At 40.6% G+C, this 20,784-nt stretch carries 14 protein-coding genes and 1 riboswitch; all 14 genes read left to right on the top strand.

The genetic code is table 11. The features are described 5' to 3' along the window. Position 1: 1 nt before the first annotated feature. The 14 genes from glmS (at position 2) to NHH16_RS00195 (ending at position 20,761) form a co-directional block, all read left to right on the top strand. Positions 2–1,828, top strand: coding sequence for a glutamine--fructose-6-phosphate transaminase (isomerizing) (gene glmS / locus NHH16_RS00260; protein ID WP_262067591.1), 1,827 nt, complete (start codon positions 2–4; stop codon positions 1,826–1,828). A 91-nt stretch (positions 1,829–1,919) separates the two neighbouring features. Continuing rightward, positions 1,920–3,176: a S1C family serine protease gene (locus NHH16_RS00255; protein WP_262067590.1), complete on the top strand. Its 1,257-nt coding sequence runs from the start codon at positions 1,920–1,922 to the stop codon at positions 3,174–3,176. Positions 3,177–3,240: 64 nt separating this feature from the next. After that, on the top strand, positions 3,241–4,479 hold the full coding sequence (gene glyA / locus NHH16_RS00250; protein ID WP_262067589.1) for a serine hydroxymethyltransferase: 1,239 nt from the start codon (positions 3,241–3,243) through the stop codon (positions 4,477–4,479). A gap of 246 nt (positions 4,480–4,725) precedes the next feature. Next, entirely contained in the window at positions 4,726–6,963 is a 2,238-nt protein-coding gene (locus NHH16_RS00245) for a heavy metal translocating P-type ATPase (protein WP_262067588.1), read from the top strand. Positions 6,964–6,972: 9 nt separating this feature from the next. Continuing rightward, on the top strand, positions 6,973–7,254 hold the full coding sequence (locus NHH16_RS00240; protein WP_262067587.1) for a metal-sensing transcriptional repressor: 282 nt from the start codon (positions 6,973–6,975) through the stop codon (positions 7,252–7,254). 15 nt (positions 7,255–7,269) lie between these two features. Beyond that, positions 7,270–7,464 (top strand): heavy-metal-associated domain-containing protein, encoded by a 195-nt coding sequence (locus NHH16_RS00235; RefSeq protein ID WP_262067586.1) that lies wholly within the window; start codon positions 7,270–7,272, stop codon positions 7,462–7,464. A gap of 50 nt (positions 7,465–7,514) precedes the next feature. After that, the gene (locus tag NHH16_RS00230; RefSeq protein WP_262067585.1) at positions 7,515–7,853 is read left to right on the top strand and encodes a TFIIB-type zinc ribbon-containing protein; all 339 of its coding nucleotides are present in this window, start codon (positions 7,515–7,517) and stop codon (positions 7,851–7,853) included. Positions 7,854–7,898: 45 nt separating this feature from the next. Next, positions 7,899–7,983: riboswitch (ZMP/ZTP riboswitch) on the top strand. Between the two features lie 65 nt (positions 7,984–8,048). Then, positions 8,049–10,280 carry a formate C-acetyltransferase gene (pflB, locus tag NHH16_RS00225; RefSeq protein ID WP_262067943.1) on the top strand — a complete coding sequence of 744 codons (2,232 nt, stop codon included), beginning with the start codon at positions 8,049–8,051 and terminating at the stop codon, positions 10,278–10,280. 209 nt (positions 10,281–10,489) lie between these two features. Continuing rightward, positions 10,490–11,329 carry an NAD-dependent epimerase/dehydratase family protein gene (locus tag NHH16_RS00220; RefSeq protein ID WP_262067584.1) on the top strand — a complete coding sequence of 280 codons (840 nt, stop codon included), beginning with the start codon at positions 10,490–10,492 and terminating at the stop codon, positions 11,327–11,329. Between the two features lie 19 nt (positions 11,330–11,348). Further along, on the top strand, positions 11,349–12,437 hold the full coding sequence (gene rfbB / locus NHH16_RS00215; RefSeq protein WP_262067583.1) for a dTDP-glucose 4,6-dehydratase: 1,089 nt from the start codon (positions 11,349–11,351) through the stop codon (positions 12,435–12,437). Positions 12,438–12,464: 27 nt separating this feature from the next. Further along, positions 12,465–13,310: a dTDP-4-dehydrorhamnose reductase gene (rfbD, locus tag NHH16_RS00210; protein ID WP_262067582.1), complete on the top strand. Its 846-nt coding sequence runs from the start codon at positions 12,465–12,467 to the stop codon at positions 13,308–13,310. Between the two features lie 68 nt (positions 13,311–13,378). Next, a complete protein-coding gene (locus NHH16_RS00205; protein WP_262067581.1) occupies positions 13,379–14,335 on the top strand; it encodes a glycosyltransferase family 2 protein in 957 nt (318 codons plus the stop codon). Positions 14,336–14,346: 11 nt separating this feature from the next. Next, on the top strand, positions 14,347–16,221 hold the full coding sequence (locus NHH16_RS00200; protein WP_262067580.1) for a hypothetical protein: 1,875 nt from the start codon (positions 14,347–14,349) through the stop codon (positions 16,219–16,221). A gap of 187 nt (positions 16,222–16,408) precedes the next feature. Next, positions 16,409–20,761, top strand: a complete 4,353-nt coding sequence (locus NHH16_RS00195; RefSeq protein WP_262067579.1) for an N-acetylmuramoyl-L-alanine amidase — start codon at positions 16,409–16,411, stop codon at positions 20,759–20,761. Positions 20,762–20,784 lie beyond the last annotated feature (23 nt).

Genomic DNA, 20,784 nt, shown 5'->3' with positions numbered 1-20,784 from the left:
TATGTGTGGAATTGTAGGATATATCGGTGAACAGCAAGCAGCGCCGATTCTGTTAGACGGTTTGGAAAAGCTAGAATATCGTGGATATGATTCGGCTGGCATGGCTATCTATAATGAAGGAAAAATCGAGGTAGTCAAATCCAAAGGACGCCTAAAAGTTCTAAGCGAATTGACCCATGAAGGTGCACTGTTACCAGGTAACTTAGGCGTAGGCCATACCCGTTGGGCAACTCATGGCGCACCTTCTGATTTAAATGCGCATCCTCATGAAAATACTGAGGAAACCATCGCGGTAGTCCATAATGGCATTATTGAAAACTATCTAAAGCTTCGGGAGCGGTTAGAAGGAAAGGGTTACCGGTTTATCTCGGATACGGATACAGAAGTGGTTGCCCATTTATTGGACTATTACTATAAGGGCGATCCATTAGAAGCAATTACGAGAATTATCCACCGTGTGGAAGGGTCCTATGCCTTAGGTATTATTTTTAAGGAACACCCCGAAGAGTTTTATGCCGTTCGTAAAGATAGTCCGTTAATTGCCGGACATGCCCAAGGGGGCAATATTATTGCTTCTGATGTGCCAGCGGTGCTTAAGTATACAAGAGATGTGTATTTTATCGAGAATGAAGAGATTGCCCGTCTAAGAAAGAATGATATAAGTTTTTTTAATAGCGATGGTGAGCCCTTAACGAAGATGTCTAAAAAGATCGATTGGGACGTAGATGCGGCTGAAAAAGGTGGCTATGAACACTTTATGTTAAAGGAAATGTACGAGCAGCCAAAAGCCATTACGGATACCTTCTCACCTCGACTGAAAGATGGCATGATTGAAATTGAAGAGCTAAATATGACCGAAGAGGAGATAAAGAGCATTCAGAAGATTATGATTGTTGCCTGTGGCTCGGCCTACCATACGGGAATGACCGCAAAGTATGTCTTTGAGGAGATGGCGAGAATACCGGTGGAAGTTGATGTGGCTTCTGAATTTCGTTATCGTAATCCTATTATTACAGACAATACTTTAGTAATGGTTATCTCCCAGTCAGGAGAGACGGCGGATACTCTAGCGGCCCTTCGAGAAGCAAAAGAACGCGGAGCAAAGGTCCTAGGCGTGGTTAATGTAGTTGGTAGTTCGATTGCTAGAGAAGCAGACGGGGTTATGTACACCTGGGCAGGACCGGAAATCGCGGTGGCTACAACGAAAGCCTATTCCGCCCAGTTAATCGCTCTTTATCTCTTGGCTATGAAAATGAGTCAGGTGCGAGGAACGATAGACGCAGATCAATTAACCGGTATGATAGAAGATCTAAAAAGCTTGCCGACGCAAGTAGAAATGCTTTTGGAGAATAAGAAAAAAATTCAAAAGTTTGCAAATCGCTATCAAGCAGCGGAGCAAATCTTCTTTATCGGTCGAGGCATTGATTATGCTATTTCTCAAGAAGGCTCACTTAAGTTAAAGGAAATCTCTTATATACATTCAGAAGCATATGCAGCAGGAGAGTTAAAACACGGTACTATCTCACTAGTGGAAGAAGGAACCTTGGTGGTATCGGTGTTAACCCAAGAACCTCTATATAAAAAGATGATTAGTAATATGGAAGAGGTGCGTACGCGCGGAGCTTTTGTAATGGCGGTGACGGTGGAAGGGAACTTAGAGGCAGAGAAGGCAGCGGATTACGTTCTTTACATCCCTAAGACCAATGAGTACTTTATGAACTCTTTAGCGATTATTCCGTTACAGCTTTTTGCATATGAAATTGCCGTTGGTAGAGGCTGTGATGTAGATAAACCGAGAAACTTAGCAAAGTCGGTAACGGTAGAATAATCAATACTCCTTTTTTTCAAGTTTACTTCACATTTTTTACACATCTAAAGTGTAAACTAGGTTTAGAAACTTGAAAGAAAGGGGTTTTTTTATGGATAATTATAATTATGAAGTGCCTAACCACGAACCGGTTAGCGATGAAGACAATAGAGGAACCAAAAAGCAAAAAAAGAAAGTACCAGGATTGGTAAAGGCGATTTGCTTTGGTTTAATCTTTGGCCTGGTTGGCGGTCTGACTTTCACAGGAACAAATGCTGTTCTTAATAATGTGATCGGTGATAAGGACACAGGGAAATCAGTGGTGGAAACCAAGACCACGGATAAAGTTGCCTTAGATGTAAATGCATCAGGTACGGTGAATACGGATATTTCCGAGATTGCTAAGAATGTAATGCCTTCGGTAGTCTCGATTACCAATATGAGCGTGTCTCAGGTAATGGACTTTTTCGGTGGTGTTAGAGAAAGAGAAAGTGAGAGCGCAGGCTCAGGCATCATCATATCTGAGAATGATGACGAACTACTAATTGTGACAAACAATCACGTAGTGGAAGGAAACACGACTTTGACGGTATCCTTTATCGATGAAGAAAGTGTGGAGGCTAGTGTAAAGGGTACGGATTCTACCAAGGATTTGGCAGTCATTGCGGTTAAAAAGGATGATGTAAAGGCTAGTACAAAAGAAGAGATTAAGGTAGCGACGATAGGCGATTCTACAAAGCTACAAGTTGGTGAGCCGGTGGTGGCAATCGGTAATGCCCTTGGCTATGGACAATCCGTTACAACGGGAATTGTCTCAGCAACAAATAGAAAGCTTGATATGGAAGGGTTTGATAGTGAGCTGATTCAGACGGATGCAGCAATTAACCCTGGTAATAGCGGTGGTGCTCTTTTGAATATTAAAGGTGAATTAATCGGTATCAATACTGTAAAGGCCAATGATGTTGCCGTAGAAGGTATGGGATATGCGATTCCGATTTCTGATGCTAGCGAAGTGATTACCACTTTGATGAATAAAGAGACCAGAGAAGTGGTGCCAGAGGATGAGCGCGGTTCAGTGGGTGTAAGCGGTGTGGATGTAACCGCCGAGAATGCCAAGCTTTATAATATTCCTCAAGGTGTCTACGTTTCGGAAGTAGTGAAAGGCTCAGGTGCTGCTAAAGCGGATATTAAAAAAGGCTCTGTTATTACCGCAATCGACGGCACCAGCGTGGGCAATTATCAAGCCTTAAGCGAAGAGCTTCAGTACTACCGGGTAGGCGATAAGGTCACCTTAACAGTGCAGGTTCCTGATGAAGATGGTAGCTATTCAGAAAGTGAAGTTGAAGTTACACTTGGAACCCGGAAGTAAAAATGATATAATAACTCCTAATTAGGTTTTTATCTATTAGGAGTTATTTTTATGGAGGAAAGAAATGTATAGTTTTGAAGAGATTGAAAAGTATGACCCAGAGATTGCAGAAGTAATCACGAAAGAAATTGCGAGACAAGGAGACCACGTGGAGCTAATCGCTTCTGAGAACTGGGTGAGCAAGGCTGTTATGGCAGCAATGGGTAGCCCCTTAACTAATAAATACGCAGAAGGATATCCGGGTAAGCGTTATTATGGCGGCTGTGAGTGGGTTGATGTAGCTGAGAATCTGGCAATTGAAAGAGCAAAGCAGATTTTTGGCTGTGAGTATGCCAATGTACAACCACACTCTGGTGCGCAAGCCAATACAGCGGTATTTTTTGCTATGCTAGAACCAGGAGATAAGGTTTTAGGAATGAACTTGAATCACGGTGGTCATCTCACTCATGGCTCGCCAGTTAATATATCAGGTAAGTACTTCCACATCATTCCCTATGGTGTAAATGAGGAAGGATATATCGATTATGACGCTCTTGAAGAGTTAGCGGTAGCGGAACAGCCTAAGCTAATTATTGCTGGTGCTAGTGCCTATGCAAGAACGATAGATTTCAAGCGATTCCGTGAGATTGCGGATAAGGTGGGCGCGTATTTTATGGTAGATATGGCGCATATTGCGGGTCTGGTTGCTGCTGGCCTTCATCCTAGTCCGATTCCGTATGCTGACGTAACCACTACTACCACTCATAAGACCCTTAGAGGGCCTAGAGGAGGAATGATTCTTGCAAGCGCGGAAGCCAATGAGAAGTTCAACTTTAATAAGGCCGTCTTCCCAGGAATTCAGGGTGGACCTTTAGAGCACGTGATTGCGGCCAAAGCAGTAAGCTTTAAAGAAGCTCTTGAGCCAGAGTTTAAAGCGTACCAAGAGCAAACGGTAAAGAATGCTAAAGCATTAAGCGAAGGGTTAATGAGCCGCGGCGTTAAGCTGGTTTCAGACGGTACAGATAACCACTTGATGCTAGTAGACCTTAAGGATACGGAGCTGACAGGTAAAGAGTTAGAAGCACGACTTGAAAAGGCGAACATAACCGCCAATAAGAATACGGTGCCAAACGATCCTCGCTCACCATTTGTAACTAGTGGTGTCCGTCTAGGAACTCCAGCGGTAACCACAAGAGGCTTTAAGGAAGCGGAAATGGACGTGATTGCGGAAGCCATCAGCCTAGTGGTAGCTAGTGAAGATAATGTAGAGAAAGCCAAAGCGTTAGTAAATGGTTTGACAGATAAATTTCCATTAAATGCATAGTAAGACGAAGAGGAACAGCTGTGAAAGGCTGTTCTTTTTGTGTAATCGAAAAGTTCTCTGAACTTTCCGGTTACACAAAAAGCGCTCCGCTAGAGATGCGCACTTCGGCGATAGGAATTTTGTGCAACAGCACACGCCGAAGGCGCAAGAATTTGCCAAGCGCAAATTCTATCTTACCATGATATAGAGTTTGACATATACGGGTAGGGGGTATATAATGAATTAGAAAGAAAGGAGTGAAGACCAATGGTAACGAAACAATTTGATGTAAAAGGCATGACCTGTGCTGCGTGTTCGTCGGCAGTAGAGCGGGTAACGGGGAAGCTAGACGGCGTTGTGCAGTCCAGTGTTAACCTTACCACTAACCGTTTGACGATTACTTTTGACGAAGGGAAGGTAGCTGACGAGGATATTATAAAGAAAGTCGACCGTGCCGGTTTTAGTGCCACTTTACATATTGATAAGTCGAAAGAAGAGCGAGAAAAGGCAGCCAAAGCGGAAGAGGAAGAAGTAGAGAAAGTGAAAAGACGAGTATTAACGAGCATTATTCTTGCAATTCCCCTTCTCTATATTTCGATGGGACACATGCTTCCGTTTACTTTGCCTTTGCCGAAAGTGTTGGATATGCACAGCGCACCGCTTAATTTTGCGCTAGCACAACTTATTCTGACGACAATTATTTTAATTAACGGTCGTAAGTTTTATATTGTAGGGATAAAAAGTCTCTTAAAAGGGAATCCCAATATGGACTCCTTAGTAGCCGTCGGTACGGGGAGCGCCTTTATTTATAGTTTGATTATGACGATACGTATTCCGATAGATAGTAGTGGGGTCCACCGGCTTTACTACGAGTCGGCGGCAGTGGTGGTAACGCTAGTTATGCTTGGTAAGTATTTGGAAGGGCGTAGCAAAAGCCGAACAGGACAGGCGATTAAGAAGCTAATTGAGTTAACTCCAGATACAGCTCTTTTAGTAACCGGTGAGGGGGCTAAGGAAGTCCCGGTAGAATCGATTAAGGTGGACGATAGGATTTTAATAAAGCCAGGCAGCCGGGTTCCTCTTGATGGCATTATTGTGGAAGGGGAGACCAGCATTGATGAGAGCATGCTTACAGGAGAGAGCATCCCTGTTGAGAAAAAAGAGGATGACCAGGTAATCGGTGGAAGTATGAATTATCAAGGGGCAGTGACGGTACGAGTGAACCGTGTTGGTGAGGATACGACGCTTGCTAAGATTGTCAAGATGATGGAAGATGCCCAGGGCAAGAAAGCGCCGATTTCTAAGCTGGCAGATAAAGTTGCTGGTATTTTTGTTCCGGCGGTAATGATTATCGCTATCCTAGCCGCTGTTATCTGGGCATTGCTTGGCCATGATTTGGCTTTTTGTCTTACAATCTTTGTGTCTGTGCTAGTCATTGCGTGTCCGTGTGCTTTAGGCTTAGCTACACCAACGGCTATTATGGTAGGAACGGGCATTGGTGCAGAACACGGAATTCTGATTAAAAGCGGCGAAGCCCTTGAGCTTGCCCACGAAGTAAAGAGAGTGATACTTGATAAGACGGGGACAATTACAGAAGGAAAACCAGCAGTAGTGGATATTATAACCCGGGAGCCGCCAGAAGAACTTTTAAGAGTAGCGGCTACTTTAGAAGCTTCTTCCGAACATCCCTTAGCCTTAGCGATTGTCGCAAAAGCCGCAGAAGAAGGAATTAAGCTTGCCAGCGTTAAGGAGTTTAACTCGGTGACTGGTAAAGGGGTTGTTGGTAAGATTGAAGGAAATAAGTATTATATCGGCAATGAGAAGATTTTAGAACTTGCCGGCGTCAGTGACCATGAGTATAGAGAAAAGGCGGACCAGGCAGCCAGTCAGGGGCAGACGCCAATGTTTGTGGCTAAAGAAGGGCATGTAATCGGAATGATAGCCGTTGCTGATAAGGTGAAAGAAACCAGTAAAGAAGCCATTCAGAAGATGAAAGATTTGGGGGTTCAGGTGTATATGGTCACAGGGGACCGAGAAAAGACGGCGAAAGCGATTGCTGGGGAAGTAGGAGTAGACGAAGTGATCGCTGAGGTACTTCCAGGGGATAAAGCGAAGGTGGTAGAGAGCTTACAGACAAAGGGCGACAAGGTGATGATGGTGGGGGATGGCATCAATGATGCGCCTGCCCTTGTACAGGCCGATGTGGGAGTGGCTATTGGTAGCGGTAGTGATATCGCTATTGAATCGGCAGATATGGTCGTGGTAAAATCAGATTTAATGGATGTCTATAAGGCAATTAAGCTAAGTAAGGCGACGATCCGTAAGATCCGCCAGAATCTGTTCTGGGCGTTCTTTTACAATGTGATTGGTATTCCGCTTGCTGCGGGGGCGTTATATGCGCTGAATGGTTCTTTGCTTAGTCCCATGTTTGCCGGATTAGCGATGTCTTTAAGTTCTGTTAGTGTGGTTTCGAATGCGCTCTTATTAAAGCGGATAAAGTTGTAGAGGAGACAAATGGATAAGACGAAAGAAAGAACAGTTGTAGAAAAGAAAGATTTAATCACTAGACTTAACCGTATTGAAGGTCAGGTGCGAGGCGTAAAGAAGATGGTGGAAGAGGAGCGCTATTGTATGGACATAATCACCCAGGTGATGGCGGTGACAGCAGCCCTTAATTCCTTTAATAAGAAGCTGTTAAATGAACATCTGCATACTTGTGTAGTCAATGATATTCGTGCAGGTGATACCGAAGTGGTAGATGAACTATGTGAAACTATTCAAAAATTAATGAAATAAAGGAGGATCTTAAAAATGGTAAAAATTGCTGTAGAAGGAATGCACTGCGGGAACTGTGTAGCGAGGATTGAAAAGTTGTTTGCTGAGGAGAACATCATAGGAAGCGTAAGTCTAGACGAGGAGCAGGTTACTCTTAATGAGGAAAGCCAGGTGACCGCGGCGTTGGAAGCCTTGGAGGATTTGGGTTTTAGCGGAAAAGTCGTTGAATAGTGGGCGAAAATGTAGTAGAATGTCCTAGTAAACAAAAGGAGGGACGTTTGATGAAGTGTCCAAAATGCGGTAGAGAACTTATTCAAAGCGAGAAGAATCCAGAATACTGGCTTTGCTTTACGTGTAAGCAGAAATATAAGAAAAAAAGACAAACGTATTCCAATATACCGGAAAAAGAAGTGCGTGCAGCTGGAGAGGCGAAAGTAAAGCGTCGTTATAGCCAGATGTTAGAAGCAGAAGAGCAATCAAAGAAGAAAAAACGTAGCAAGAAATCTTCGAAGAACGATATTGATAATTACGATGATGGCGGTTCCATCGTGCCACTGGTGGTTTTGGGAGTGCTTATTATAATCGTTGCGGCTTTAATTGCTTATATGTACTTCAAATAGCACTTGAAAATAGCTTGAGTTAATGTTACAATTTGATTAATTACAAAGATCCTTTATTACTGACGGAACAAGTGGGGTTTACCACAAGGGAATAAAGGATGTCAGGAAGTCGACCGTCTGGGCAGCATCTTATGATGTTGCCCTTTTTTGTGGCCATATTGTAGGATGTTTAACAAAGTGGAAAGGATGTTAATGATGAAAAAAGAATGGGCAGGTTTTGTAACAGGCGATTGGGAGAATGAAGTAAATGTAAGCGATTTTATTAAGAAAAATTACCAGGCTTACGATGGGGATGAAAGTTTTTTGGAAGAGGCTACGCCTCGCACCAAGGATTTGCTTTCGCAATACGAAGCGCTTCAAAAGAAAGAAAGAGAGAATAACGGGGTCTTAGATATCGATACTTCTACAGCCTCGTCATTGCTTAACTATAAAGCCGGCTATCTGGACAAGGAAAAGGAATTGATTTATGGACTACAAACCGATGCGCCACTGAAAAGAGGAGTACATCCTTTTGGGGGGATTCGGATGACGCGAGATGCTTGTAGAGCGTACGGTTATGAATTGTCTGAAGAGGTAGAAAACGAGTTTAAATACCGCACGACGCATAACGATGGTGTCTTCCGGGTCTACAATGAGGAGACGAAGAAGCTTCGCCGTTGTGGCCTGATTACCGGTCTGCCGGATGCCTACGGCCGTGGTAGAATTATCGGTGATTATCGTCGTGTACCTTTATACGGAGTGGATTATCTAATCGCTATGAAGCAAAAGGAAAAGGAAGAACTTAGTTACAACGTAATGGATGTTGACTCAATTCGTCAGCAAGAAGAGCTTTTCCAACAGATTAGCTTTTTGGGTAAGCTTAAAGATATGGCCCTTTTATACGGCATTGATATAAGTGGACCAGCAACAACGGCTAGAGAAGCGGTTCAATGGTTGTATTTTGCCTACCTTGCCGTTATCAAAGAGCAAAATGGCGCGGCCATGAGCCTTGGTAGAACATCGACTTTCTTAGATATCTATTTTGAAAGAGACCTAAAGAATGGCGTTCTGGATGAAGTGGCAGCTCAGGAGCTAATTGATGATTTTGTTTTAAAGCTACGGATGGCAAGAATTCTTAGAACCCCGGATTACAATGAGCTATTTGCAGGAGATCCGATGTGGATTACGGAAGTGCTCGGTGGGGTTACAGAAGACGGACGTCATCTGGTGACGAAGACCACCTATCGCTACTTGCACACACTATATAATTTGAATCCAGCAGCAGAGCCTAACTTAACGGTGCTTTGGAGCAAAGATTTGCCAGCAGCCTTTAAGCGGTATTGCGCGAAGGTATCATCAGATACGGATTCGATTCAATATGAAAATGATGATTTGATGCGCCCAGATTACGGTGATGACTATGGAATCGCTTGTTGCGTATCGGCTATGCGTCTGGGAAAAGAAATGCAGTTCTTTGGTGCCCGAGTAAATATTGCGAAGCTTTTACTGGTAGCGCTGAACGGCGGGGTTGATGAAAAGCAGGGGATAAAAGTAGGACCGCAAATGAACGTGTATGAGGATGAGTACTTAGATTACGATAAGGTGATTGAAAGACTTAATATCTATCGTCCATGGCTAGCCAAGGCTTATGCAAACACCATGAATATCATCCACTATATGCATGATAAATACGCGTATGAGAAGACGCAAATGGCTCTTCATGATAACGAGGTGACACGCTACATGGCCTTTGGCATGGCAGGCCTTAGCGTACTGACAGATTCCTTATCGGCAATTCGCTATGGCAAGGTTAAAGTGGTAAGAGATGAGGAAACTGGCCTGATCAGCGACTTTATCAATGAAGAGGAATACCCAACTTATGGAAATGATGATGACCGTGCAGATAATATTGCCAAAGAACAGGTGCGCTTATTCTATGAAGATTTAAGCTCGAATAAACTATATCGTCATGCTGTTCCTACGCTTTCTATTTTGACGATTACCTCCAATGTGGTCTATGGTAAGAAGACAGGAGCAACCCCAGATGGTCGCAAAGACGGTGAGGCTTTCGCGCCTGGAGCAAATCCTATGCATGGGAGAGAAAAGAACGGGGCTTTAGCAGCTCTTAATTCCGTAGCAAAGCTTGAATATAAGTACTGCCGAGATGGGATTTCTAATACCTTCTCCATTGTTCCAGAAGCGTTAGGAAAGAGTGAAGAAGAACGCTTGCAGAACCTTGTCGCGATCCTTGACGGTTACTTTGGGTTAGCGGCTCATCACTTAAATGTAAATGTGCTGAATAAGGAAGTGCTCATGGATGCCTACGAGAATCCGGAGAAGTATCCGAATCTTACCATTCGGGTGTCGGGATACGCAGTGACTTTCAATAAGCTAACAAAGGCGCAACAAAGAGAAGTAATTGCCAGAACTTTCCACGATAAAATGTAAACAAAGAATATGTGCAGGTCTTCAAGCGATGCTTGAAGACCTGTTTTCTTTAAGAAACCTATCCATTGATATGTAATTTACGATATGATATAATGCGAGATGGTGGATGAGAGGCGAGTTATTTATCTGATGCAAATAATGAGGAAGAATAGTTATAAATGTTTTATTGCACGTGTGCGTAGAATCTTTAAATAAGAGGAGACAAATACATGAAAAAGAAAAAGGTATTAGTAACGGGTGCTGGCGGGTATATAGGCCGACATGTTGTAAAAACTTTATTGGATTTAGGAATGGAAGTATCGGCAGTTGACATTAGACTGGACGGTATAGATCAAAGGGCAGAGTTGATAGAGATGTCGCTGTTCGATGGTGATGAGGATATATATGAAAAGCTAGGAAAACCAGATGTGTGTATCCACATGGCATGGAGAAATGGCTTTAATCACGCGGCAGATAGTCATATGGAGGACTTGAGCGCTCATTATACCTTTGTCAAAAATATGGTTGCTGGTGGATTGCCAAGTTTATCTGTTATGGGGAGCATGCATGAGGTAGGCTATTGGGAAGGTGCTATAGATGAAAATACGCCTACAAATCCAAGGTCGATGTATGGTATTTCTAAGAATGCTTTGCGGCAAGCGGCTTTTCTGTTAGGTGAGAATAAGACGAATATAAAATGGCTTAGAGCATATTATATTCTTGGAGATGACGAGCGCAGTGGCTCTATATTCGGGAAAATAATTAAATGGGAGAGAGAAGGACAAGAGAAATTCCCATTTACTTCAGGGAAAAATCGCTATGACTTTATTACTGTCGATGAGTTGGCAAAGCAGATTGCATGTGCTTCTATTCAAGATGAAGTGAGTGGAATTATTAATTGCTGTACAGGAAAACCAGTATCGCTTGCAGATAGGGTTATGCAATTTATTGAAGAGCATAATTTTAAGATTAGACCAGAGTACGGTGCTTTTCCTGATAGAGCGTATGATTCGCCAGAAATATATGGAGACGCAACGAAGATTAATAAGATAATGAGTAAATGGTCATAAATTATAGGAGGACGGTTAGATGGAAAGAAAACAAAAAACATATCTAGTAACAGGTGGAGCGGGTTTTATTGGATCAAATTATATTTTATATATGTTTAGAAAATATGGACAAGAAATTAGAATTATCAACGTTGATAAATTGACATATGCGGGTAACTTGGAGAACCTTCGAGCTGTGGAGAAACAAGAGAATTATTCATTTGTTCATGCTGACATATGTGATGCTGAGGCAATAAACAAAGTATTTGAAGAGAATGATATCGATAGAGTGGTTCATTTCGCAGCAGAAAGCCATGTTGATCGAAGTATTAAAAATCCGGACGTGTTTGTCAAAACAAATGTCTTAGGTACATTAGTTATGCTTAATGCTGCTAAGGCGGCGTGGGAAATAGGAGACAACGTATATAAAGAAGGAAAGAAATTCTTGCATGTATCAACAGATGAAGTATACGGATCACTGGGGGATGAAGGATTCTTTTATGAAACGACACCTTATGATCCACATAGTCCTTATTCGGCAAGCAAAGCTTCTTCAGACATGTTGGTAAAATCTTATATGGACACATATAAATTCCCAGCAAATATTACAAATACAAGTAATAACTATGGTCCGTATCAGTTCCCGGAAAAGCTGATTCCACTTATTATTAATAATGCACTTCAAGGAAAAAAATTGCCGGTTTATGGTGATGGAAAGAATGTAAGAGATTGGTTATATGTTGAAGACCATGCAAAGGGAATTGATATGGTTCAGGAAAAGGGCAAGCTTTTTGAGACGTATAATATTGGGGGACATAATGAAAAGCAGAATATTGAGATTATCCATATTATTTTAGATACTCTTAGAGAAATGCTTCCTGATAATGATCCGCGGAAAGCAAATGTGAGTGAGAGCTTGATCACATATGTAGAGGATCGCAAGGGACACGATCGTAGATATGCCATTGCGCCAGATAAGATTATTAAAGAAATAGGATGGTATCCAGAAACCAAATTTGAGGATGGAATAAAACTGACTATCAAGTGGTTTTTTGAAAATGAAGACTGGATGAATCGTATAACTAGTGGCGACTATCAGAAGTACTATGAGGAGATGTATAAACACTAATATTTGTGGCCGTAGAAAGGAACGCTAATGAAAATATTGATCACAGGAGCCAAAGGGCAATTGGGAACAGATTTGAGTACGGAGCTTCAAAAAAGAAAACACGCTGTTATAGGTATAGATATAGATACGGTAGATATTACAGATAAGAATGCAATTCAGAAAGTGATTTGTGATAATAATGTCGACGCAGTAATTCATTGTGCTGCGTATACAGCTGTGGATGCAGCAGAGGAAAATCCAGAACTATGCTGGGAGATAAATACGCTTGCAACTCAATTTATCGTAGATGCATGTAAGGAAGTCAGAGCAAAACTGTTATTTCTAAGTACTGACTACGTGTTTGATGGTGAAGGCACACATTATTGGAAACCAGATGATGAAAGACATCCGTTAAATGTGTACGGTGAAACGAAATGTAAGGCTGAAGAATATATTGAACAGAATCTAGATAATTATTTTATAGTTCGCACAGCATGGGTATTTGGATTAAGTGGGAAGAATTTTATTAAAACTATGTTGCGTTTAGGTAGTGAACGACAAGAGATTAACGTTGTCGATGATCAAGTAGGGTCACCAACATATACGATTGATCTATCTATATTATTAGCCGATATGATAGAGAGTGAAAAATATGGCCGGTATCACGCGACTAATGAGGGAGTGTGTAGCTGGTATGAATTTGCAAAGGCAATATTTGAAATAAGTAAGATGAATGTGAATGTTTTGCCTGTCTCGAGTGATACATACAAAGCTGCGGCCAAGCGACCGAGCAATAGTAGACTAGATAAAAGTAAGTTAAGCGAAAATGGTTTCACGCGTTTACCGTGTTGGGAGGATGCTTTGAAACGATACTTATCTGCTACTAAAATGTAGGTGTTCGAATAGAATAAAATTTGAAAGGAAATGATGGTTTACGTGTGTAACCAAGAATTTGAAATTATATGACGAAATTAATTAGTGTTGTAATACCTTGCTATAATGAAGAACAAAGTATTGATAAAATGTATGATCGAATAACTAAAGTGTTCAAGGACCAGTTGTCAGCTTATCGATATGAAATTATTTTTGTTGATGATTATTCACAAGATGAAACAAGGACAAAGATAGAAGAGCTATGCATGAAAGACAAGAATGTTAAAGCGGTATTTAACGCACGCAACTTTGGTTTTCATAGAAATGTTTTTTCGTCGCTCACCTACGGTAAAGGCGATGCAGTTTTTTTACTGTTTGGAGACTTGCAGGATCCGCCAGAAAATCTCCCCAAATTTGTTGAGAAGTGGGAAAAGGGAAAGAAGGTAGTTATCGGGCAGAGAAGTAAAAGCGATGAAGGAATATTTATGACATTTATGCGCTTTTTGTATTATAAAATAATAGATTGGTTTTCTGATACAAAACAAATTGATCGATTTACGGGATATGGATTATATGACAGGGAATTTATTAATGTTCTTGAGGAAATTGATGATATTCAACCATATTTTAAAGCGATTGTAGCAGAGTATGGAATGGAACTGGAAATCGTTCCGTATGAGCAAGATAAAAGCGATCGTGGTAAATCGAATTTTAATTTTTTAAGAAACTATGATTTTGCAATGCAAGGCATTACATCATCTACTAAATTATTGATGCGACTAGCAACTTTTATCGCAATGATAATCGCGGTGATATGCGTCGGTGTTGCGGTGTGGGTTTTTGTGAACAAGCTTTTACATTGGAATACGTATCCAGCAGGGATGGCATCATTGATGGTTGGTATTTTCTTCTTGGGAGCCATTCAACTTTTTTTTATCGGAATCCTAGGAGAGTATATATTGAATATTAATGGTAAAACGGTTCATAAACCAAGGATTGTAATTGGAAGAAAAATTAATTTTGATAATGCGGAGAATAAGTCGTAAAGGAAGGGCTCATGATGAATATAGCAAGACGATATGAAGCGGGAAAAAAGTGGTGGAAATCCACAGAAGAGCCATCTAAGCTAGAGTGGGGATTGATGCTTATAGTGTTGTTGTTTGGAACGGCTTTTTTTCTATACGGAGATATTCAAGCAACGATTGAACATTCTTTTAACCTTATAGATAGTGTTTTGCAAGGTCGTTTTTTTGATTTTTATCAAATTGCGATAGAGAACAACACTTTCGGACATCCTGCTGTTTATGATATACCTATTTATGTTATCTTTGCGGTATGGAATATACCGATTTATTTGGTGTTTAAAATGACGGGTATAGATTATCTCGCATCCTTTCCGTGTATGCTTTGGTCTAAGTTAATGGTGGTCTTGTTTGTAGTGTTGACGGCTCGAGCACTTTATTTGCTGGCAAGAGAACTAGGGATTGAAAAGAAAAGGTCAAAATGGATTGTTTTCTTTTTTTTGACCAGTACAACTCTGGTTATACCTTGTTTTGTAATCGTTCAATATGATATAATTTCTGTTTTTGTAATGCTTTTAGGAATGAAGGCATATGTAAGAGGGGAAAAAAGAAAATTTATTCTTTATTTTATTTTGGCAAATACGTTAAAGATGTTTTCGCTATTTATTTTTATTCCGTTAGTTTTGCTAAAGGAAAAAAAGATAATAAGGATATTAGGGCAGTGTATTTTAGGAGTTTCGGGACTTATAGCATGTAAGTTGATATTTAGTAGTAACGTATTTTATCAAATATCTACAAAAAGTTTTTCGTCACTATTAATTAATCGTCTACAGACAACAGGGTTTACATGGCAATATGAAGTGTATGTTCTGCCTATATTTATTGTGTTTATTGTTGGGTTATTTATTTATGCATATATTATGGAGGCAAAAGATGAACGTGAATTAGGATATTATGCTGTATATATTGCGACTGTTGCATTTGTTGGTCTGATGACGCTGATTCTATTTAATCCATATTGGATGGTTCTTATTAGTCCTTTTATTCTACTTGTAATTTTTATGAATCCTCGTTTTTTTAAGTTAAACATCCTCTTGGAAACGATAATAAGTGCGATTCTTTTATTTGTTTCTATTGTAATTAATTACTGGGTTTTTGGGCAATCCACAATGACGCGAATGCTGTTTGGAGTCTTCTACCCAGAAGGGCGGAGCGCAAGGTTTACAACGATAAATGATTTGTTTAGAACGCTTGGGCTTGATAAATATATCAACTTTGCATTTGGTGCATTAGTTGCATGTGTAATTGCATTTTTTATCATCAATTACCCGTCAAAAGTTTTTCGCAACTTGCCGATGAAACTTAAAAATCAAGAAACAGTGGAAAGAAGTGTCGTTTGGAGTCGTTGTGCTGTTCCGTGTATGCTGATAGGGATGATGCTTTTGTTGGTTGTAATTCCAGGCAAGAACATGGTTTATTCTGTATCAGCAGAAGCTAGTATTGACTTGGAAAATAATCTTTTGCAGGAAGGGCAAGTAGCTTGTGAAAAGATAAGGCTAGATAAAACGCTTCAGGTAGAAAGCGTTGAGGTTGCCTTTGCAGATATTGCTTTTGAGTGGATAGATTATTCTGCGGTAAATTTTGATATTTATTTAGAAGACGAACTTTTGGGCCACTATGAGAGCGCAGCAAATCTAATGGAAAATGGTGTTGCAAAATTCGAGTTAGCAGATATGGTGCTGGATAAAGATAAAACATATTTAGTGAAAATATATGGGACGAATGGAAAGGATACTCCGTTAAAAATTAAAATAAACCTAAATACAGATGATAACCAGACAACGGTAGGCGGGAAAGATGTAAAAGGTGATTTGTGTATGAATATGTATGGAAAAGAAGTTGGTTTATAAGTTCTGTGTATTGAGAAAGTAAGTTTTACAACTGATAATAAGTAGATCGAGAGTATCTAATGGATGAGAATTGAACCATAAGATGCTCTCGATTTACTTTAGAGGAATTTAATGGACAAAAAAAATGATGTTTGTTATAATTCACACTAGATAAGAATGACGTTTTACAAGTGTAAAGGGGAGTATTATGAATCAAAAAACAAAAGGGAGCAATAATGCGATGAAAAGAGTTGTATCGGTAATACTTATTTTTGCTATGGTTTTTACAGTGGGAAGTTTTCAAGCTGTTTTCGCAGTAGAGAGTGGTGATGTCGTACAAGATAAACAGGATTTAATCGGAGAGAACAACGAGGTTCCGGTTTTGAATGAGGGTGATGCAGAGTCAAATCCTAATGCTGAGGTGGCAGAGCCGCAACAAGAAATAGATGTGATTAGAGAACAGGGAAGGATAAATTATTTATATATCGAAAGTCCGTCGATTGCTCCAAATCAACAACAGAATATAGTCGTTTCTTTTGGTGATGGTTCAGAAAATCTGAATAATATAGAGTTGAAGGTTAGTTGCCCAGATGGGAGCACTGATAAATTGACTCCTAGTCGTATAGAAAAAGAGATTATTGTTTTTACGAATACATATGATGTTGAGAATATAGGAGTCTTTACGTTAGATTCGTTTTGCGTGTCAGTTGACGGAGTGACACAAGAGATCGTTTTGTCTGAGGCTGGAATCGAAGCAACTTTCAATGTTGCGCTCGGGGCTGAAATAGTAGAAGAAGATATTAGCGCCTCTGTTATAGACTTGTCGGGTGAAGAGGATGTTGAAACGGCTGTAGAAGCGACACTTGAGTCGAATGCAGTAAAGTTAAACAATAATGAATTATCAAGAAACGTATTATCTCGTTCGGCAAATGGAAATATTGTTGTTGTCTTAGATCCGGGGCATGGTGGGCGTGATCCAGGAGCAAGTGGGAATGGTCTGGTTGAGAGTCAAGTGAATCTTGCAATTGCATTGGCCTGCAGAGACGAATTGCAACAATACGCCGGCGTTGAAGTGGTGTTAACAAGAACTACTGATGTGCATCTTGGGGCGGATACAGCTGCAGATCTTGAAGCGAGGGTTCAGATTGCTAAAGATGCTGGAGCTGACTTGTTTGTTTGTCTACATAATAATTCTGCATCTAGTTCAGCATCCGGTGCTGAAGTATATTATCCGAATTCGAATCATAATAGTAGTGTCCATAACTCTGGGAAAAACGTCGCTCAGCTAATTCAAAATGAGCTTGTTGCATTAGGGTTCGATAACAGAGGAATCAAAGAGGGGTATTCGAGCGATGGTTCTGGAGATGATGCGTTTTATGTAATTAGAGAATGTAAGGCAGTTGGTATTCCGGCTGTGTTAGTGGAGCATGGCTTCCTAACAAACGCCTCAGATGCTGCGAGACTTCGTGAACCAGAGAAGCTTGGAATTGCCAATGCCAATGCGATAGCTAGTTTTTTTGGCTTAACTAAAGAATGCGCATTAATGATTAAGCCGAGTAGAAATGTAACGATTGGAGATACTGTTACTTTTCAAATTAAAACTGAATATATAGAAAATTCGAGCCAGTATAAGAGTTACCGTGTAATCTGCAATCCAGGTAATGGAAATTGGGTTGAACTTAGTTCGAGTTCTAAGGATATGATACGAACTTGGACGGCAGACAGAAGTTTTACCGATGGTACGATTCTTCTTGAAGCACTACGTGTAGATGGTACAACGGAACCACTTTGGAGTTATGCTCAATCGATGAGTGTGAAACCGGCAATTACGAAGATAAAGTCCCTGAATTTTAGTGAGATTAGTAATGGCAAAATCACTATTGACAGCGAAATTGAAAGCACTGATCGAGATTTGAAATATACTTATGAGGTATATGATATGAATACCTGGAAAGGTTTGGTGACGGAGAGTGAAAATTCAAAAGTTGAATGGAAACCAAGCAAGACTGGGCAATATTTGATTAATTTAACAGTGAAAGGGAAGTATGGAGAAAAAACAAGTCTTGCATGGGGGACAGAGGTAAAGGCAAATGCCAGTATTTTGAGTTTCACAGCAAACAAATCTACTCCTCAAACGGTTGGTAGTCAGATGACATTGTCAGGACGCGCAGATATAAGTTTTATGAGCCCTACTTATCGCTATATATATTACGATGGAACGAGTTGGAATGAGATAGCGAGTTCTAAGGTTCAGAAAGATGTTATGTGGACGCCGCAAAAGGCGGGAAACTACCTCTTGTGCTACCAAATTCTTATGCCAGATGGAAGTAATATAGATCGTTTTATGGGATACGATATTACAGGTCCATCTTTAACAATCAACAATTTAACTGTGAGTAGCTTAAGCGGAGATGGAAAAATTACGCTAAATAGTAAAGTGACTTCTACAGATACAGAACTAAAATACACGTATGAAGTGTATGATATGAAAACATGGAGCACCGTGAAAAGGGATAGCTCTACCTCAGCAGTAGAATGGACTCCAAAAAAAGAGGGAACGTATCTGGTGAATGTAACGGTTACAGGAAAGTCGGGTACAAGGGAAAGTCGCGCAGTAGGAACTAGTGTGGTAGGCACAGCCAATATCACGAAATTTACAGTAGATAAAAATACTCCTAGAGCGATAGGTGAAGAAATTACACTCTCAGGTCGAGCAAGCGTCAACATGCAGAACGCGACGTATCGTTACATTTATTATGATGGAAAGACTTGGAATTTGATAGCGAGTGATACAAGTCAAAAAGATGCTGTATGGAAACCGCAAAAGGCTGGAAACTATACTTTGTGTTATCAAGTGGTGATGCCAGGAGGCCGTGAAGTAAATCGCTTTATGGGATACGATATCACAGGGCCATCTTTAACAATCAACAATTTAACTGTGAGTGGCTTGAGCGGAGATGGAAAAATTACGCTAAATAGTAAAGTGACTTCTACAGATACAGAACTAAAATACACGTATGAAGTGTATGATATGAAAACATGGAGCACCGTGAAAAGGGATAGCTCTACCTCAGCAGTAGAATGGACTCCAAAAAAAGAGGGAACGTATCTGGTGAATGTAACGGTTACAGGAAAGTCGGGTACAAGGGAAAGTCGCGCAGTAGGAACTAGTGTGGTAGGCACAGCCAATATCACGAAATTTACAGTAGATAAAAATACTCCTAGAGCGATAGGTGAAGAAATTACACTCTCAGGTCGAGCAAGCGTCAACATGCAGAACGCGACGTATCGTTACATTTATTATGATGGAAAGACTTGGAATTTGATAGCGAGTGATACAAGTCAAAAAGATGCTGTATGGAAACCGCAAAAGGCTGGAAACTATACTTTGTGTTATCAAGTGGTGATGCCAGGAGGCCGTGAAGTAAATCGCTTTATGGGATACGATATAACGGGGCCGTTCTTGACAATCAAAAGCTTGACTGCGAGTAGCTTGAGTAGGTATGGGAAGGTGACTCTGAATACGGAGGTAACCACTACAGATACAGACTTAAAATACACGTATGAAGTGTATGATATGAAAGTATGGAACACAGTAAAAAAAGATAGCTCTACCTCAGCAGTAGAGTGGACTCCAACAAAAGAGGGAACTTATTTGGTTAATGTGACGGTTACGAGTGCATCCGGTCTAAAGGAAAGTTACGCTGTTGGGACGGAGGTTGCATATCAGGCGGAAATTACGGGTTTTACATTAGACAAAAGTAATCCACAAACGGTTGGAACGGTAATTGGAATGCTAGGTTCTGCTAAGGTGGATGTAGAAGGGGCCATATTCCGGTATATATACTTCGATGGGGTTACGTGGAATGAAATTTACTCCTCTAATAAGCTTGAGCGAGCAACGTGGACGCCAACGCGAGCTTCAGAGTATGATATTTGTTTTCAAATTATACTACCTAATGGCAGAATTCTTAATAAAATGTATCATTATCATATAACAGATGTGCATTCTATTTTAGGAAAAACAGAGGTTAGTGTTCAGCAACTTTGCAATTATTATAAGAAATCAGGCGCAACTTTTCCAACGGATCGATACAAGTGTCCTACGGGAAAAAATCCGTCTGATTATGCATCAACGTTAGAAGCGTTCTGTACAATGTATGTCCAAGAGGCCAATAAGTATGGTGTTAAGGCGGAAGTTGCTTTTGTTCAAGCTATGCTGGAAACCAATTACTTACGCTATGGTGGAGATGTGAAAGCAGAGCAATTCAATTTTGCGGGTCTCGGAGCAACGGGAAATGGTGAACCGGGAAATGTGTTTGCAAACGTGAGAACTGGAGTTAAAGCTCAAATTCAACATTTATATTGTTATGCAAGTACAGAACCTTTGCCGTCAGGTGAGCTGTTGGTAGATCAGCGGTGGTCAAATAATCTGCGCGGAAAAGCGCCCTATGTAGAGTGGCTTGCTATTAAGAAAAATCCATATGGTACAGGTTGGGCTGCTGCTGAAGATTACGGCGAGAGTATAGTTAAAGGTCTGAAAATCATTCAGGGACTTTAAAAGTCTAAAAATTGCAAAAAGAA

Source organism: Ohessyouella blattaphilus, assembly GCF_024721265.1.
Lineage (GTDB): Bacteria > Bacillota > Clostridia > Lachnospirales > Lachnospiraceae > Aequitasia > Aequitasia blattaphilus_A.
Note: the sequence above shows the minus strand (reverse complement) of the source record. Positions and strands in the feature narration are given on the sequence as shown.

Bases quoted from the DNA above. Each gene is read 5' to 3' on its own strand.
- NHH16_RS00240 (WP_262067587.1), top strand. From the start codon at position 6,973: ATGGATAAGACGAAAGAAAGAACAGTTGTAGAAAAGAAAGATTTAATC.
- NHH16_RS00230 (WP_262067585.1), top strand. From the start codon at position 7,515: ATGAAGTGTCCAAAATGCGGTAGAGAACTTATTCAAAGCGAGAAGAAT.
- glmS (WP_262067591.1), top strand. From the start codon at position 2: ATGTGTGGAATTGTAGGATATATCGGTGAACAGCAAGCAGCGCCGATT.
- rfbB (WP_262067583.1), top strand. From the start codon at position 11,349: ATGGAAAGAAAACAAAAAACATATCTAGTAACAGGTGGAGCGGGTTTT.
- NHH16_RS00245 (WP_262067588.1), top strand. From the start codon at position 4,726: ATGGTAACGAAACAATTTGATGTAAAAGGCATGACCTGTGCTGCGTGT.
- NHH16_RS00255 (WP_262067590.1), top strand. From the start codon at position 1,920: ATGGATAATTATAATTATGAAGTGCCTAACCACGAACCGGTTAGCGAT.
- rfbD (WP_262067582.1), top strand. From the start codon at position 12,465: ATGAAAATATTGATCACAGGAGCCAAAGGGCAATTGGGAACAGATTTG.
- NHH16_RS00220 (WP_262067584.1), top strand. From the start codon at position 10,490: ATGAAAAAGAAAAAGGTATTAGTAACGGGTGCTGGCGGGTATATAGGC.
- NHH16_RS00195 (WP_262067579.1), top strand. From the start codon at position 16,409: ATGAATCAAAAAACAAAAGGGAGCAATAATGCGATGAAAAGAGTTGTA.
- glyA (WP_262067589.1), top strand. From the start codon at position 3,241: ATGTATAGTTTTGAAGAGATTGAAAAGTATGACCCAGAGATTGCAGAA.
- NHH16_RS00205 (WP_262067581.1), top strand. From the start codon at position 13,379: ATGACGAAATTAATTAGTGTTGTAATACCTTGCTATAATGAAGAACAA.
- NHH16_RS00200 (WP_262067580.1), top strand. From the start codon at position 14,347: ATGATGAATATAGCAAGACGATATGAAGCGGGAAAAAAGTGGTGGAAA.
- NHH16_RS00235 (WP_262067586.1), top strand. From the start codon at position 7,270: ATGGTAAAAATTGCTGTAGAAGGAATGCACTGCGGGAACTGTGTAGCG.
- pflB (WP_262067943.1), top strand. From the start codon at position 8,049: ATGAAAAAAGAATGGGCAGGTTTTGTAACAGGCGATTGGGAGAATGAA.